This window comes from Arthrobacter sp. NPDC056886 (assembly GCF_042788715.1).
Taxonomy (GTDB): domain Bacteria; phylum Actinomycetota; class Actinomycetes; order Actinomycetales; family Micrococcaceae; genus Arthrobacter.
Map to the genome: position 1 here is coordinate 1 of NZ_JBHUBT010000014.1, position 13,676 is coordinate 13,676.

Below are 13,676 nucleotides of genomic sequence, written 5' to 3' on the forward strand. Positions count from 1 at the left end.
CCAGCTGCAGATACTCCACGGTGCGCGAGAATTCCTCCATCCGTCCGGCGAAGTCCGACGCGGCCTGGAGTCCCCACGATCCCGCGTCCTCCACCACCGCCGCGCTCACCGCCTGCAGCGCAGCCAGCGCAGCGTCCACGCCGGCAACGCCGTCAACCCCGTCCACGCCGGGTTGCTGGACCGGGGCTGGGCCCCGGTCCGTGACCTCGCAAGCAATGAAATCCCTGACGGCTTCCATAGCTACACTCTGCTCCGGGGGGCTGACTTTCTAAGGACGAGCCAAGCGCGTCCAAAGGACACCGCACTGGCGGCGTCGGACCGGTTCCGGTCCAGCGCGGTCACACTCACGGGCTGGAACAGGTCTAAGCCGGCGTCCACACCGGACGGCCGGGCCGGGTCCGTGCCCCGCCCCTCGGTCTCGCAAGCAATGAAACACCTGGCGGCTTCCATGACTTGAGCCTACTGAAGGGCTGCGACAATTTTGCGAGCACCGGCCGTGCCCACTCGCTGACGCCGCGGCGCCAGTTGCCGGGTCGGCGAGCGATCAGGCGGCTTTCACGTCGTGTGGTTGAGGACCCGTGGCCGGCCAAACTGCGTGCGGACACCGGGAGAGAAGAGAACAGATTCGGGTGGCCCCGTGATCTCGATTCCCGCAGCAGGCATCAGTCGGTCCTCAAAGCGGGTCAGTCGCGCCGGGTACAGAGGCCACGCGGAATGCGTGTTGGGAATGTAAAGCGTCCTGCCCCTGTACCGGGAATGCAGACCGAACCGGGCCGTCAGGTGAACCGACAGCGGGTCGGTCGCTTCGACGTCGAACTCGGGGACGACGGCGAAATCACTCCGGGCGCCGCCCCGGAACCGCCGCACCGAATATCCGGTGCTCGGACCCTCCGCGCCGACGGCGGCAGCATCAGCCTTGCCGGCGCTCGCACCTGCCCCGGCTGCCGTGCCGACCCGGAAGCGGCGCCCCGAGCAGGCGGTCGAACGTAAGGGGTGTGAGGCATCCGTGCCCGTGAAGCTCGCCCGCGACCACACATAGGGAATCCCGGCCGCCCGCGCGGCCAGCACCACCGCCAAGCGTGACGCATCCAGGCTGCGGAAAACTACGCCACGGGTACCGTCCGGCTCACGGGAGTAGAGGCGCACATTGATCTCGTTGAAGCTTCCAAAATAGGGGACGCCAGGACCGCGGCCAAGCCCGGCACGCTGCATGCGGAAGCCGATTAGCCCTACCCAGGCGGATCCGTCGAAGACGTCCGGCGCGACGCCCGGCGGCATGAACGACGCCGATGCTGCCTCGGGGATGCGCCAGTGCAGGAAGACCGCGTCCAGCCAGTGCTGCTCCATGACGATCGGCGCCGGAAGCCTGGGTGCCTCCGGCCAAGGATCTACGCCCAATCGCATCAGCTCTCTTCGGTCGACATAAATGGGCATAGGTCGACATAAGCAGGCAAAGCTCGGCATGGCAGGAATGCTCGGGACACGGACGAAGGTCAGTTCAGTGCCCGGGTGTCTTCCGGCAGCGCCCCGCCGGCCAGGAGTGCCGCCGTCGCGTCGGCCAACGCCGTCAGCGCCACGCGCTGGGTCCACGGGCCGTAGGAAATGCGCGCAACGCCAAGTTCCTGCAATTTGGCCGGGGCCAAGGATCCGGGCACATTGATGACCGACACCTTATTCCAGCCAATTCCTTCTACCAACGCGGTGACAGTAGCCTCGTCCAGGAGGCCCGGCACGAACACCGTGGCTGCCCCGACATCAAGGAAGGCGCGGCCGCGCTCAATGGCATCGGCCAATACCGCGGCCGGGTCGCGGTCCTTGCCCTTCAAGAAGGCGTCGGTGCGGGCGTTCAGGACGAAGTCAATGCCCTCGGCCTTGGCTGCGCGCATTGCAGCGCTCATCTGTTCAACGGCATCGGCCAGCGGGCGCATCTGGTCCTCGATGTTGGCGCCGACGGCGCCGGCGCCAATCGCCTTGCGCACCGTCTCCCCGGGGTTCCCGTAGCCTGCCTCGAGATCGGCGCTGACGGGCAGCGACGTAGCCGCCGCAATCACCCCGACGGCGGCGATCATCTCGTCCACGGGGATTTTCTCACCGTCTTCATAGCCGCGGGACGCCGCAATGGAGTGGCTGGCGGTGGCCAACGCCTTGGTGCCAGGAATATCGCCGACCACTTTCGCGGTGACCGCATCCCAGACGTTGATGACCTGGAGGATCTCCGGGGCCTGGTGGAGACGGAGCAGTTCGGTGGCTTTGGACGCAAGAGAACGCGCGTAGTCTGTCATGCCCCGAGCCTAACCGGACGCCTCAACACCAGGAAGGGTTCAGCCGGCCGCCGACTGTGCCGAGGCGCCTCCGCGCTGCGTCTGCCAGGGCCAGCGTCCGGTGATTTCCAGCTCGAGGGAGAAGCTCAGGAAGGTCCGGATCAGGACAATAATGGCCAGCACGCCGACGCCCTCGAAAGTCGGTGTGACGGCGACCGAACGGATGATGTCGGCCGCGACCAGCAGTTCCAGGCCGAGGAGGATGGAGCGACCCAGCAGTTGCCGGTAGGAGCGGTAGACGGAGAGCGGTTCGGATTCCGAGGGCAGGCGCCTGGGCTGGAATCCCCGCAGCGCCATGGGAATGGACACGAGGGCGCCGATCACCATGACGGCCACGCCGGCGAAGTCCATGACGCGGCCCGCCGCCTCGATAATGTGCTGAAGATCCATGGTTCCCCTCGGAGAAGGTGGGCAGTGAGATTCAAACCTTACGGGTGCCGGACGCCGACGCCGGCGAGCACGGCCCGGTAGCCTTCCCGGAAACTTGGGTACTGAAACTCGAATCCGGTGCTGCGGAGCAACCCGTTGCTAGCTCGCTTATTTCCGCCTCGAGACGGCTCGCCGCCCGCTGTACGCGCCGACGCCGAAGCGCCGCCGCCCGCCGACGCCGAACCGCCGCCCGCCGCACCCCCGGACTCCGACGCCGGCCGGGGGAGTCCCAGTTCAGCGGCCAGGAAGCCCAGCACGTCGCCCAGCTCGGCCGGTTCGTTGTCCACGCCCAGATAGACAGGCGCAGGAACCGCGTCCATGGTGCACAGATGGACGATTGCGCCGGCCGCGTCGTCGCGGTGGATACGGTTGGTGAAGCGCGACGCTGCCGGAATGACCGCGGTTCCGCTGCGCACCTGGTCGATCAGTCGCGTCCGGCCTGGGCCGTAGATCCCGCCCAGCCGCAGCACAACCGGGGTGATGCCGGTGCCGCGCAGGCGGCTGTGGAGAAGTTCCTCTGCTTCGCGGATGATGCGGCCCGAGAACCCGCCGGGTTCCGGCGTCGTGCGTTCATCAATCCAGCCGCCGCCGGCGTCGCCGTAGACGGCGGTCGAGGACACAAACAGGATCCGGCGGACGCCTGCGCCGGACGCCAGGACTGCGTCCAGCACGTTCGAGAGCCCGTCCACGTAGGCGGTCCGGTAGGCACCTTCCGTCGGGGAATCCGCGGCAATCGCAACAACGACGGCGGTGGTTTCCGCCGGGATGGGCGGCAGCTCGTGGGAGCTCAGGTCAGCGACGACCCCATCGATGGCAGCCGGAAGCTTCTCAGGCGACCGGCGCCATCCCACTACGCGGTGGCCTGCTGCCGCGAAACGCAGCCCGGCCTCGGTGCCCAGGTCGCCGCAACCGGCCAGCAGAACAGTCATGAGGCCAGTCTGCCAGCCTTCGGGAAGCCCCGCGGACAGGCTTGAGAAAATCTTGAACTGATCTTGTCGACCGCTGAAGCCTTGCCTTGAAGGAGACCGGGCATCGTTGTAACAGTCAGCCAGGGGGCTGGCGGACACAACATACGTCGCCCGGCCAGTTACGGCCGGCTCCACGAAACGGAGAATCCAATGCGGCTCGTGGACCGGAGCGCCGCTGGAGCGCACTGTCACCTGCTAGCCGGCCGGACCACTGCCGCTCGGCTGGGGAGAGTCCGACGTCGAACCCGTGTCCGACGCCGGACCCGCCCAGGCGGGACGCCCGACGCCGGACCCGCGCAGGCGGGGTGCCCGACGTCGGACGTGCCGGCGTTGTCCGGCTACCGCGCCGGAATCGGGAAGAAGGCCCGGGGGTCCTGCATCAATGCGGGGTAATCGAAGACGGAGCGGTCCACGATCTCGTCCACCTCGAAGTTGCGGGCGAAGTGGCCCTCAACGGTGATCGGACGGCCCACCACCTTGCCGACGGCGAAGGAGCTGCCGCCGTTGACCGGGATGGCAACCACGGAGTTGCCGGGAAGAGTGGTGAACGCCTCTTCCTGCTGCTGGCGCTTGCGGGTGGGCTTCTTGACGAGCTGCTTCGGCGGCAGCTTGCGCACCTTGCCCGGACGGCGGGAGCCTGATTCGGCGTAGACGAACTGGTAGTCATCTTCCGCGGGGGCCTTGCCGCGGCCGACCGGCGGCAGGCTGACAGTCTTCAGCTGCTCGGGATCGGTGTCGCCGAGCGGCAGGCGCAGTACCCACATGCGTTCCCCGGCAGGATCCTCGGGCACAAGCTCGTGCTTCGGTTCGGGCCAGACGTACTCCAGGTCCGGGTCCGTGCCGGGGAAGACCTTCGTGTAGAACCGCGGGTCCTTGGCGATCAGCCGGGACCGGTGGCTGAGGTGGAAATCCGCGTTGCCCAGCCACGGCGGCATCGGGATCTTGGCAGCGTAGTCGGGGTGGGCCGCCTGCGGGGCGAACTCCATGATCTTCTCGCGCGTGGTGTCTTCGCCGCCGCGGGCCGTCCACTCATCCACCATGGCCAGGCCGTACATGGTCAGCGCGGGAACGTACCCCATCCACATCCGGACAGCCGGGTGCGATTGCCAGCCGTACTCCGGGATCACCAGCGCACGCAGGATTTGCAGCGACTCAACGCGCTGCTTGCCGAGCCGCACGCGGTCTAAAGCCGCGGCGCTCTGCTGGAAATCGGGGAAGGGGAGGAAAGTCTGCATCTCTCCAGTTTGAGGCCACATGATCAAACCACCAATTGCACAGGACCACGCGTGCGCATGTTCACATTTTGGAATGAAGCAGACAGCTCATTACGAAGGAGCGTAATATAGCAGGACCCCATCAATGCCGCCCGGAGGACACGCCATGAATCCAGCCCCTGTTGCGCCGTTTGTACCGAAATACGGTCAACTGCTCGGCCCGGAAGCGAACGGCATTTTGGTGCTCGAGGAAGTCATTCTCGACCCGGTGGCAGCCCGTAAGGAACAGCACGGGTTCCGTGCCGCAATGGCATCCTTCGCGCTGACCATGCGGCGGATAGTGGCGCTGCGCCTCTGCATCGCCGTTGTGGCGATCGCCAACCTGCCCCTCTTTCTGCTCAACACGGGCTGGTGGATCTACGCGGTCTCACTGACCCTAGTAGTTGCAGTCCACGCCGCAGTGTCCTGGCTGAACCGTCACGAGCCGCGGATCCGGCAGCGCCGCATGCTCGAACTGCATCTGCACCGTGAGCGGAGCGACAATTACCGCAAGGTCCGCGACGCCGTGAAGTACGTCATTGACGCCCCTGCCCGGGTAAATGAAAACCTCTACCTTGAGCTTCTCGCCGCGAAGCGGGTGGCGCTGCACTTGGCCATGGGCACCGTTGCCCTGTTGGACACCAGCGACGACTCCGCGTGGAAACTGCAGATAGTCCGCGAGATCCCGCAGGCCGCCTGAGCCCGCACAGGTCACCTGAGCTGCACAGCTCACCTGAGCTGCACGGCTCACTCAAGCACGACGACGCCGGAGCGTCCCCTTGCGGGATCGCTCCGGCGTCGTGCTGTCAACGGGCCCGTGCCCTAGCCAGCAGGGCCCGTAACAAGCGGTGCCTTGCCAAGTGGCCCTAACGGGGAAGCTGCAGCACCTGGCCCGGGAACACTAGGTGGGGGTTGCTGATGGTTGCCGTGTTCGCGTCGGCCAGCGAGCGCCAGCCCCCGGCGATGTTGAGTTTCTCGGCGATTGTGCTCAGGGTTTCGCCGCTCCGGATGGTGTGGGTCTGGCCACTCACTTGCACCGGTGCAACATGGCGGGGTGCGGGGACGGCTGCCTTGGGGGCCGCGTGCCGAACCGGCACCTTGGCCGGGACGGCAACCGCGGCGGTCCGGTGTGATGTGGGAGCGCTCTGCGGAGCCACGGCCCCGCCGCTCAGGCCCAGTTTCGCGGCGCAGGCCGGCCAGGCGCCCCAACCCTGGCTGGCCTGCACTTTCTGTGCGACGGCGATCTGCTGCTCACGGCTCGCGTTCGCCGCGGACCCCGAGCCGCCGTGGGCCGCCCACGTCGACTGGCTGAATTGCAGGCCACCCGCGTAGCCGTTTCCTGTGTTGGTGGACCAGTTGCCGCTGCTTTCGCACTGGGCAAGGGAATCCCAGACGGAGGCGGTGGTGTGCGCCGGAACCGCAGCGTTTGCGGACGTTGCGGAGAGTGCAACGGCTGCGATCGAAACAGCAGCCAGAGTGATGCCGCGGCGCGCGGCAGTGCCGTAGGTGGATTTCTTCATGGTTGAGATGCTCCTGAGGGCCACCAGCGCTCGGTCCGTCCCCGGACGTTCTCGCGCCACTGCCCGCCCCTGACAATAGAGGTCATATACGGTGTCTACCGGTCGGGCAGTATCTGGTGGTGGTAGCACCGGGCATGCGCTGCCCGGTTGCCGGGCATTGAACACTAGGCTAAGTCAGTCCCGGCCCGTTATCAAGACGTTATTTTTGCCGTTTCTGCCGTTATCATCTGGTCATCCCATCTCGTCGCGGCCTAATGTCGCCGCGGCGCGCCTTGTCGTGCCCGCGTCGCGCTGCCCGCCTCGCGCGGATGCTCGCGAATATGTCAGTGGGAATCAGCCCCCGAGCGTCGCGGCCAGGTACGGAGCTGTCCGGCTGTTCTTGGACGTCGCGACGGCGGCGGGCGTCCCGATCGCCACGATTTGGCCACCCGCGTCGCCACCTGCCGGGCCGAGGTCGATCACCCAGTCCGCTGCGGCCACCACGTCCATGTCGTGTTCCACCACAATGACGGTGTTGCCTGCATCCACCAGCCGGTGCAGCTGGGCCATGAGGAGCTGAACATCTGCCGGGTGCAGCCCGGTGGTGGGCTCGTCCAGCAGATAGAGGGAGTGGCCACGCTGGGCGCGCTGCAGTTCGGTGGCGAGCTTGATGCGCTGGGCCTCGCCGCCGGAGAGTTCGGTGGCCGGCTGGCCGAGCCGGAGATAGCCCAGGCCTACCTCTCGCAGCGTTTGCAGGCTGCGCGCCGCGGCCGGCACCCCTTCGAGGAACTCAGCTGCGGCGTTGACCGTCAGGCCCAGCACTTCCGCCACGTTTTTCCCGAGGTAGGTCACCTCCAGGGTTTCCGGGTTGTAGCGGGAGCCATGGCATTCGGGGCAGGGGCCGTAGCTGCCGGGCAGGAAGAGCAGTTCGACGGCGACGAAGCCCTCACCCTGGCAGGTCTCGCAGCGGCCGCCGGCAACGTTGAAGGAAAAGCGCCCGGCGCCGAAGCCCCGCGCCTTGGCCTCGTCCGTGGCTGCGAATTCCTTGCGGACCGCGTCGAAGAGGCCGGTGTAGGTGGCGAGGTTGGACCGCGGTGTGCGGCCGATCGGCTTTTGGTCCACTTTGACCAGCCGGTCCAGCTGGCCCAGGCCCGACACCGGTCCAACGCTGAGCGGGCCGGTGGACTCGCCGGCCTGGGACTCCAGGTCCTCACCAGCGGAGTTCGCCTCGGCGCCGGATTCCGGGTGCAGCCGGGCGCCGACCACTTCGGCCAGGACCTGGCTGACCAGCGTCGACTTGCCGGATCCGGAGACGCCGGTGACGGCGGTCAGGACGCCGAGGGGGAAGTCGGCGTCGAGTTCGCGCAGGTTGTGGCGGCTGATGTCCCGCAGCTCCAGCCAGCCGGCAGCTTCCCGGTGAGTGCCGCTGGCGGCGGGACCACCGCCGTAGTCCGTCATGGCGGGACGGCCGTCATCCGCGCCGTGGCGAGGGCTGGCCGCTGGGCGACCGCCGCCGTCGTCGGCCTTTCCGGCAGACTGTCCGGCAGGGCCGGCTGAGCCATTCGGAAACAGGAACGGCCGGGTGACGGACGCATCCACCCCGGCGAGGCCGGCGACGGGTCCGCTGTAGAGCACTTCGCCGCCGCCTTCACCGGCGCGGGGACCCACATCCACCAGCCAGTCCGCGTGCCGGACGATGTCCATGTTGTGCTCCACCACGAACACCGAGTTGCCGGAGGACTTGAGCTGGTCCAGGACCGCGAGGAGGGGCTCGGCGTCGGCGGGGTGCAGGCCGGCGGAGGGCTCGTCCAGCACGTAGATCACGCCGAACAGGCCGGAGCGGAGCTGGGTGGCGATCCGGAGCCGCTGCATTTCGCCGGGGGAGAGCGTGGGGGTGGACCGGCCCAGCGCGAGGTAGCCCAGGCCGAGGTCCAGCAGCACTGTGACGCGCTGCAGGAGGTCGCGGGTGATGGCGACGGCCACCTCGTTGCCCTCGCCGGAGGACTGCTTGCGGGAGGCGGTCCCGGCCTCGGTGAGCTCAGTGGTGGGCCGGATGATGCCCGCCAGTTCCGTCATGGGGACGGCGTTGAGTTCGGCGATGGTGCGTCCGGCGAAGGTGACGGCGAGTGCGGCCGGGGTCAGGCCGGCGCCGCCGCAGACCGGGCACGGGCCGGTTTCCATGAAGCGCAGCACGCGGTCGCGCATCGTGGTGCTCTTGGAATCGGCGAGTGTGTGCAGCACGTAGCTCTTGGCGCTCCAGAACCGGCCCTTGTACGGCTTGGCGACGCGGTCGCGTTGGGGCGTCACTTCCACCACGGGCTGTTCGTCGGTGAACAGGATCCAGTCTCGGTCTTGTCTGGGTAGCTTCCGCCAGGGGGTGTCGACGTCGTGGCCAAGGTGGGTCAGGATGTCGCGCAGGTTCTTGCCCTGCCACGCCCCGGGCCAGGCGGCGATGGCGCCGTCGCGGATGCTGAGCGAGGTGTCCGGGACCAGGGAGGACTCGGTGACGGTGTGCGCGATCCCCAGGCCGTGGCACTCGGGGCAGGCGCCGGCGGCCGTGTTCGGGGAAAATGCGTCCGAGTCCAACTGCCCGGCGCCGTCGGGATAGCTGCCGGCGCGGGAGAAGAGCATGCGCAGCGAGTTGGACAGCGTGGTGAGCGTGCCCACCGTGGAGCGCGAACTCGGCGTCCCGCGACGCTGCTGGAGCGCGACGGCGGGCGGAAGTCCGGTGATCATTTCCACCTTGGGGTTGTGCCCCTGCTGGATGAGCCGGCGGGCGTACGGGGCTACGGATTCGAAGTAGCGGCGCTGCGCCTCGGCATAGATGGTGCCGAAGGCGAGGGAAGACTTGCCCGAGCCTGAGACGCCGGTGAAGGCGACGATCGCGTCGCGGGGCACGTCCACATCCACGTTGCGCAGGTTGTTCTCCCGGGCACCGCGCACCTGGACAAAACCGTCCGTCGGATTGCCGGGAACCAGATCCGGGATGAGATCACGGTCGGCCGGGCGCGGCAAATGGGAAGCATGCTGTGTATTTTGCATTGGTTCGACTCTATCCGCTCAGGGCAGCGCCGGGCATATCCTTACCGGATGGATACGTACGACGACGAGACTCGGTTGACGGAAAAAGAGCCCGAAGAACCCGAAGAACCGGAAGCCGGCGAACCCCTCGCGCTCCCGGTCGCGGAACTGCACCTGCATATTGAGGGCACGCTGGAACCGGTGTTGATCTTCGCGCTGGCGGAACGCAACGGGATCGAACTGCCGTACGCGGACCTGGAGGAACTGCGCTCGCGCTACGAGTTCACGGACCTGCAGTCCTTTTTGGACCTGTACTACGCCAACATGGCCGTGCTGCAGACGGAGCAGGACTTCGCCGACATGACCCGGGCCTACCTGGCCCGGGCGGCGCTCGCCGGGGTCAGGCATGCCGAGATCATGCTGGACCCGCAGGCCCACCTGTCCCGCGGAATATCGCTGGAGACATGCGTCAACGGAGTGGCCTCGGTGCTGGCCGGATCCCAGGAGGAGTTCGGCATCTCCACCCTCCTGATCGCAGCCTTCCTGCGCGACCTCAGCGAGGAGTCCGCCCTCGAAGTACTCGAGAAGCTGCTGGCCATGGACGCCCCCATCGCCGGAATCGGGCTCGATTCCGCCGAGGTAGGCAACCCGCCGGCCAAGTTTGAGCGGCTCTTCGCCCGGGCCAAGGACGCCGGGTTGCGCCGGATCGCGCACGCCGGCGAGGAGGGCCCGCCGTCGTACATCACCGACGCGCTGGACATCCTCGAAGTGGAGCGGATCGATCACGGCATCCGGTGCATGGAAGATCCGGAACTCGTAGAGCGGCTGGTGGACGAGCTCATGCCGCTGACCGTGTGCCCGCTGTCCAACGTCCGGCTCCGGGCGGTGGACACCCTGGCTGAGCACCCGCTGCCGGCCATGCTCGCGGCGGGGCTGAACGTCTGCGTGAACTCGGACGATCCCGCGTATTTCGGTGGGTACGTGGACGACAACTTCGCGCAGCTGAAATCGGTGATCGGCCTGTCCGAGTTCGACTGCGTCCGGATGGCGGCGAACTCGATCCGTTCGTCCTTCGCCAGCGAGGAACGCAAGGCCGAGCTGCTGGCGGAACTGGCCGCGTCGGGGCACTAGGCTTCAAGGCAAGGCCGCCTCGCCAAGGGGTGCGTGGTGGGTGGAGCCGCCGCGAGCCTAGACGTCGATCGTGCCCATGTTCGGATATCGCGATCCGGCGGCCGCACCGGCTGGAGCGAGTTCGTCCAGGCGGTTAAGGTCGGCGGGGGAGAGCTCGACGTCGGCAGCGCCCAGGTTCTCCCGCAGACGGTCGCGCTTCTTGGTGCCCGGGATGGGAACTATGTGCTCGCCTTGGGCCAGCAGCCAGGCCAGTGCCAGTTGCCCGGGGGTGCAGCCCTTGGCGTCCGCCAACTCTTTGACCCGATCCACGAGCTGCAAATTTCGAGCAAAGTTCTCGCCCTGGAAACGCGGGGAGTGCCGGCGGAAATCGTCCGTCGCAAAGTCATCGGGGCTGCGGAATTGGCCGGTCAGGAAGCCCCGGCCCAGCGGGCTGTAGGGGACAAAGCCGATGCCCAGTTCGGCCAGGACCGGAAGAACCTTGGTCTCCGGCTCGCGTTCCCACAGCGAGTATTCAGTCTGCAAGGCGGTGATGGGGTGGACCGCGTGGGCCCGGCGTATGGTGTCTTCGCTGGCCTCCGAGAGGCCAAGGTGCCGGACCTTGCCTGCCTGCACCAGCTCGGCCATGGCTCCGACGGTTTCCTCGATGGGGACGGTCTTGTCCACGCGGTGTTGGTAGTACAGATCGATGTGGTCTACGCCCAGCCGCTGCAGGCTCGCGTCGCACGCGGCGCGCACATAGTCCGGGGAGCCATTGATGCCCACCCAGGATCCGTCGGCCCGGCGTTCGTTGCCGAATTTGGTGGCCAGGACCACGTCGTCCCGCCGCCCGGCAATGGCCCGGCCGACGAGGACTTCGTTCGTGAACGGGCCGTAGATGTCCGCGGTGTCGAGCAGGCTTCCGCCGGCGTCGAGGAAGGCCTGGATGGTGGCGATGGACTCGTTTTCCTCGCCGTGGCCGTAAAACTCGCTCATGCCCATGCAGCCCAATCCCAGGGCCGAAACGGTGAGCGAACCGAGCGTACGGGATTCCATGGATATCTCCTGAATCAGAACAGTGGGGGCGGCCTCCGGCACCTGATCGGGTAGCGGGACGGCACGCAGTTGGCAGACCGCCACTCTAGGCCCATCGGACCGGGGGCACAACGGTTGGTCGGGCGGGAGGCTGCCCCGGGTTGCCGGGGGTCACCAGCCGCCCCGCCGGCGGCGGTGGGCCGCCCGGGTCACCCTTGCCGGGATGCCACCCGGCTCACCCTTGCCGGGGGATGTGCCGTGCCGTGCCGAGCGGCAGAGTGCAGATATGACGAACACCACCGGACAGCGGCGAAAGGGCTCGCTGCGTCAAGTGATGCCTGGGCTGGACGTCGTCGCGGTCTATCAAAAGGACTGGCTGGGCAAGGACATCATCTCCGGAATCGTCCTGGCAACGTTGCTAGTGCCCCAAGGCATGGCCTACGCGGAACTGGCAGGACTTCCGGCGATCACCGGGCTGTACACCACCGTCCTGTGCCTGGTGGCCTACGCCATCTTCGGCCCGTCCCGCATCCTTGTCCTGGGGCCGGATTCATCACTGGGCCCGATGATCGCGGCCACGGTCCTGCCGCTGGTGGCATCCGGCGGGGACCCACAGAAGGCCGTGGCGCTCGCATCGATGCTCGGGCTCATGGTCGGTGTCATCATGATCCTGGCCTCGGTCGCCAAGCTCGGCTTCATCGCAGACCTCATCTCCAAACCGACGATGATCGGTTACATGAACGGCCTCGCGATCACCATCCTGGTGGGCCAGCTCCCCAAGCTCTTCGGGTTCAAGGTGGACAGCGAAAACTTCATCGGTGACCTGGTCGGCTTCGCCCAGGGCGTGGCCAACGGCGAAACAGTGATCGCCGCCGCAGCCGTCGGCATCGCCGGAATCGTGCTGATACTGGTGCTGCAACGGTGGCTGCCCAAGGTTCCGGCCGTGCTCGTCATGGTGGTGCTCGCCATCGCAGCGACCTCCGTGTTTGGCCTCGCCGACAAGGGCGTTTCCTTGGTCGGGGAACTCCCGCAGGGCTTCCCGCCGTTCACGATCCCGCACGTTTCTTTGCAAGACGTCGGGCTAATGTTTGCCGGGGCCCTGGGAATTGCGCTGGTCTCGTTGACGGACACGATTTCGACGGCGACGGCATTCGCCGCGCGCTCCGGCCAGGAGATCCGCGGCAACCAGGAGATGATCGGAATCGGTGCCGCGAACCTGGCCGCGGGCTTCTTCCAAGGCTTCCCCGTGAGTACCAGCGGTTCCCGGACGGCCGTGGCAGAACGCTCCGGCTCGAAGACCCAGCTCACCGGCCTGACGGGCGCACTGCTGATCGTCCTCATGCTCGTGCTGCTGCCCGGGATGTTCAAGAACCTGCCTCAGCCGGCCCTCGCGGCCGTGGTGATCACCGCGTCTGTGTCCCTCGCAGACATTCCGGGCACCGTGCGCCTGTGGCGCCAGAGCCGGACCGAGTTCGGCCTGTCGATGGCGGCCTTCCTCGGCGTGGTGCTCCTGGGAGTGCTGCCCGGCATCGGCATCGCGGTGGGCCTGTCCATCCTCAATGTCTTCCGCCGGGCCTGGTGGCCCTACCAGACCGTGATCGGGCGGGTTCCGGGCCTCGAGGGGTTTCACGACATCAACGTCCACCCGGATGCCAAGCACCTGCCCGGCCTGGTGATCTACCGGTTCGACGCGCCATTGTTCTTCGCCAACGCCACGACCTTCCGGGACAACATCCGGCGGCTGGCGCGGGCCGAACCCAGTCCGCGGTGGATCCTCATCGCGGCCGAACCGATCACTGACGTGGACACCACCGCGGCGGACATGTTGCTCGAATTGGACCAAGAGTTGAACGCGCAGGGAACCTCGCTGGTGTTCGCGGAGCTCAAGCACCGGGTCCGGGCCAAGGTGGAGCGATTCGAGCTGACACGCGAAATCGAACCGCAGCACTTCTACCGCACCATCGACGCTGCTGTCGCCGCCTACTCCGCCCAGACCGGCGCGGAATGGAGTGCCGGGGACTGACCAGCTGGGGCACAAAGGTC

General features: G+C 67.2%; 11 protein-coding genes and 1 pseudogene. 3 read left to right on the forward strand and 9 right to left on the reverse strand.

All coding sequences use genetic code 11. The features are described from left to right. The 6 genes and pseudogenes from ACFRJ8_RS20625 to ACFRJ8_RS20650 form a co-directional block, all read right to left on the reverse strand. A pseudogene (locus tag ACFRJ8_RS20625) lies at window positions 1-238 on the reverse strand (hypothetical protein); the annotation flags it as partial. 317 nt (window positions 239-555) lie between these two features. Next, the gene (locus ACFRJ8_RS20630) at window positions 556-1,404 is read right to left on the reverse strand and encodes a YqjF family protein (RefSeq protein WP_377988232.1); all 849 of its coding nucleotides are present in this window, start codon (window positions 1,402-1,404) and stop codon (window positions 556-558) included. 89 nt (window positions 1,405-1,493) lie between these two features. Then, a complete protein-coding gene (locus ACFRJ8_RS20635; RefSeq protein ID WP_377988233.1) occupies window positions 1,494-2,282 on the reverse strand; it encodes an isocitrate lyase/phosphoenolpyruvate mutase family protein in 789 nt (262 codons plus the stop codon). 39 nt (window positions 2,283-2,321) lie between these two features. Further along, window positions 2,322-2,711, reverse strand: coding sequence for a DUF1622 domain-containing protein (locus tag ACFRJ8_RS20640; protein WP_377988234.1), 390 nt, complete (start codon window positions 2,709-2,711; stop codon window positions 2,322-2,324). Window positions 2,712-2,749: 38 nt separating this feature from the next. Beyond that, entirely contained in the window at window positions 2,750-3,679 is a 930-nt protein-coding gene (locus tag ACFRJ8_RS20645) for an SDR family oxidoreductase (RefSeq protein ID WP_377988235.1), read from the reverse strand. A gap of 377 nt (window positions 3,680-4,056) precedes the next feature. Further along, a complete protein-coding gene (locus ACFRJ8_RS20650; RefSeq protein ID WP_377988236.1) occupies window positions 4,057-4,953 on the reverse strand; it encodes an MSMEG_6728 family protein in 897 nt (298 codons plus the stop codon). A 145-nt stretch (window positions 4,954-5,098) separates the two neighbouring features. Here ACFRJ8_RS20650 and ACFRJ8_RS20655 point away from each other — a divergent pair, with 145 nt between their 5' ends. Next, a complete protein-coding gene (locus ACFRJ8_RS20655) occupies window positions 5,099-5,671 on the forward strand; it encodes a hypothetical protein (protein ID WP_377988237.1) in 573 nt (190 codons plus the stop codon). Between the two features lie 166 nt (window positions 5,672-5,837). On the opposite strand, the gene ACFRJ8_RS20660 is transcribed toward ACFRJ8_RS20655, so the two are convergent. Then, a complete protein-coding gene (locus tag ACFRJ8_RS20660) occupies window positions 5,838-6,491 on the reverse strand; it encodes a transglycosylase family protein (protein ID WP_377988238.1) in 654 nt (217 codons plus the stop codon). Window positions 6,492-6,824: 333 nt separating this feature from the next. Continuing rightward, the gene (locus ACFRJ8_RS20665; RefSeq protein WP_377988239.1) at window positions 6,825-9,512 is read right to left on the reverse strand and encodes an ABC transporter; all 2,688 of its coding nucleotides are present in this window, start codon (window positions 9,510-9,512) and stop codon (window positions 6,825-6,827) included. Between the two features lie 48 nt (window positions 9,513-9,560). On the opposite strand from ACFRJ8_RS20665, the gene ACFRJ8_RS20670 reads away from it, so the two are divergent. Next, window positions 9,561-10,622: an adenosine deaminase gene (locus tag ACFRJ8_RS20670; RefSeq protein WP_377988240.1), complete on the forward strand. Its 1,062-nt coding sequence runs from the start codon at window positions 9,561-9,563 to the stop codon at window positions 10,620-10,622. Window positions 10,623-10,679: 57 nt separating this feature from the next. On the opposite strand, the gene ACFRJ8_RS20675 is transcribed toward ACFRJ8_RS20670, so the two are convergent. After that, window positions 10,680-11,654, reverse strand: coding sequence for an aldo/keto reductase (locus tag ACFRJ8_RS20675; RefSeq protein ID WP_377988241.1), 975 nt, complete (start codon window positions 11,652-11,654; stop codon window positions 10,680-10,682). Window positions 11,655-11,919: 265 nt separating this feature from the next. Between ACFRJ8_RS20675 and ACFRJ8_RS20680 the strand changes: the two genes are divergently transcribed. Continuing rightward, entirely contained in the window at window positions 11,920-13,656 is a 1,737-nt protein-coding gene (locus ACFRJ8_RS20680; RefSeq protein WP_377988242.1) for a SulP family inorganic anion transporter, read from the forward strand. Window positions 13,657-13,676: the final 20 nt, after the last annotated feature.

Bases quoted from the DNA above. Each gene is read 5' to 3' on its own strand.
- ACFRJ8_RS20670 (WP_377988240.1), top strand. From the start codon at position 9,561: ATGGATACGTACGACGACGAGACTCGGTTGACGGAAAAAGAGCCCGAA.
- ACFRJ8_RS20660 (WP_377988238.1), bottom strand. From the start codon at position 6,491: ATGAAGAAATCCACCTACGGCACTGCCGCGCGCCGCGGCATCACTCTG.
- ACFRJ8_RS20665 (WP_377988239.1), bottom strand. From the start codon at position 9,512: ATGCAAAATACACAGCATGCTTCCCATTTGCCGCGCCCGGCCGACCGT.
- ACFRJ8_RS20645 (WP_377988235.1), bottom strand. From the start codon at position 3,679: ATGACTGTTCTGCTGGCCGGTTGCGGCGACCTGGGCACCGAGGCCGGG.
- ACFRJ8_RS20650 (WP_377988236.1), bottom strand. From the start codon at position 4,953: ATGCAGACTTTCCTCCCCTTCCCCGATTTCCAGCAGAGCGCCGCGGCT.
- ACFRJ8_RS20640 (WP_377988234.1), bottom strand. From the start codon at position 2,711: ATGGATCTTCAGCACATTATCGAGGCGGCGGGCCGCGTCATGGACTTC.
- ACFRJ8_RS20655 (WP_377988237.1), top strand. From the start codon at position 5,099: ATGAATCCAGCCCCTGTTGCGCCGTTTGTACCGAAATACGGTCAACTG.
- ACFRJ8_RS20635 (WP_377988233.1), bottom strand. From the start codon at position 2,282: ATGACAGACTACGCGCGTTCTCTTGCGTCCAAAGCCACCGAACTGCTC.
- ACFRJ8_RS20675 (WP_377988241.1), bottom strand. From the start codon at position 11,654: ATGGAATCCCGTACGCTCGGTTCGCTCACCGTTTCGGCCCTGGGATTG.
- ACFRJ8_RS20630 (WP_377988232.1), bottom strand. From the start codon at position 1,404: ATGCGATTGGGCGTAGATCCTTGGCCGGAGGCACCCAGGCTTCCGGCG.
- ACFRJ8_RS20680 (WP_377988242.1), top strand. From the start codon at position 11,920: ATGACGAACACCACCGGACAGCGGCGAAAGGGCTCGCTGCGTCAAGTG.